1 protein-coding gene is annotated in these 1,581 nt (G+C 38.0%); it reads left to right on the top strand.

Features of this window, described 5'->3' with window-relative positions; translation table 11 throughout:
- Window positions 1-84 precede the first annotated feature (84 nt).
- On the top strand, window positions 85-1,416 hold the full coding sequence (locus AB5618_RS21315; RefSeq protein WP_118584333.1) for an IS4 family transposase: 1,332 nt from the start codon (window positions 85-87) through the stop codon (window positions 1,414-1,416).
- Window positions 1,417-1,581: the final 165 nt, after the last annotated feature.

The raw sequence follows: 1,581 nt of genomic DNA, 5'->3' as shown, positions 1-1,581 counted from the left end.
CAACATCATAAACTTAAGAAAAAAATGGAAAGGAATCTGTTCGCAGGTTCCTTTCATTGTGTTAAAATATAGGCAGGGGTGTATATGATTAAATCTTATAAAACAAGATTTCAAAAGTTTTCTGCATTATTATCTGATCCGGAAATTGCAAAATATGCGAGACAGAATGGAAACCATGCTTTTTCGAGAAAGCGAAAAATGCCCCTAAAAGACATGTTGCTATGCTGTCTTTCAAAAAAGGGGCTTACCACGACATTTGAACTTAGAAACTATTTCAAAGAAAAAGGAGACTTGTCTATGCAGTTATCTGTCCAGGGATATCTACAACAGAGAAAACGTCTAAATCCGGAAATTTTTCCCTATCTGAACCGTAAATATCTTATGGATTTTTATCGTTCTGACGAACCCAGACTGTGGAAAGGATATTTGTTAATCGCGATTGACGGGAGCAAGGCGGAAGTTCCAAACTCAAAGGATAACAGGGAAGCATTTGGAAACAGCGGCAACCAGCATTCCGGGAAAGGGCAGGTACGGGCACTGGTAAGCGGAATGTATGATGTTTTGAATCATTTTTACCTGGATATTGAAATTGAACATATTTGCATCAGTGAAAACGAACTGGCAAAAAGAAACTTAAAACAATTAAAAAAATTTGGAATCAGGAAGCCGGTTGTCGCAGTTTTTGACCGCGGTTATCCTTCCTTAGAGTTTATTGACTTTCTGGAAACGGAAGGGATTCATTATCTGATCCGTCTTTCATCCAACGATTATATGGCAGAACGTAAACGGATGCAGTCGGCAGATGAAAAAGTCATTTTAAAACATTCATCTGCACGCCTACAAAAAATACGAAAAAAACATCCGGAACGATATGAACAGATGCAAAAGAAAGGGAGCACGCTGGTAAGAATATCAAAATCGACTCTTCCCTCCGGGAATGAACTTGCGCTGATGACAGATCTTCCGGATACAATTACCGCAGAAGAATTAGCGGATTTATATTACCAAAGATGGGAAATTGAGAAGAAATACAATACTCTAAAAAACAAAATGAAATTTGAAAGTGTAACAGGGAAAGCCACAGTATATGTGCACCAGGATTTTTGGGCGCAGGTTTTAGTATATAACATGGTTCAGGACATTCGGAACAGTGCGGACGAAGAGGCCGCAGCAGCAGGACGGGAAAACAGGAATAAATATCCCATGCATACCAATGAAAATGTAGCCATCGGTCTTTTCAAAGAGACTATGCTAAAAATCCTTTTGGAACCGGAGGAAAAGAAGCGGATCAAAAAACTTGGAGAACTACAGGAAGAAATGGAGCGCTATGTACTTCCCATAAGGGAACTACCTGGAAAAGAGCGTAGAAAAAACATCTCAAATAAATATAAAAACAATCAAAAGAGTAGCTTTTAAAATGCCCATTCTCCGTTTAAAGGGAGATTATGGGCATTTTAAGTTGTTAAAGTATACAGAAGGAGCTCTGTGAAGATTTCTCTTCGTTTTAATCTGCCCTTTTGAAATGAGTTTTTAGCAGGATAATATAAATGTGTAATATCTAATCTTAAGTTTATGATGTTG

This window comes from Ruminococcus sp. J1101004sp1_RTP21198st1_B9_RTP21198_201120, from assembly GCF_040924245.1.
Lineage (GTDB): Bacteria > Bacillota > Clostridia > Lachnospirales > Lachnospiraceae > Blautia_A > Blautia_A faecis.
This window is presented reverse-complemented; position numbering and strand designations above follow the sequence as displayed.

Excerpts from the sequence above, each read along its gene's own strand:
- AB5618_RS21315 (WP_118584333.1), top strand. The coding sequence starts at position 85 with ATGATTAAATCTTATAAAACAAGATTTCAAAAGTTTTCTGCATTATTA.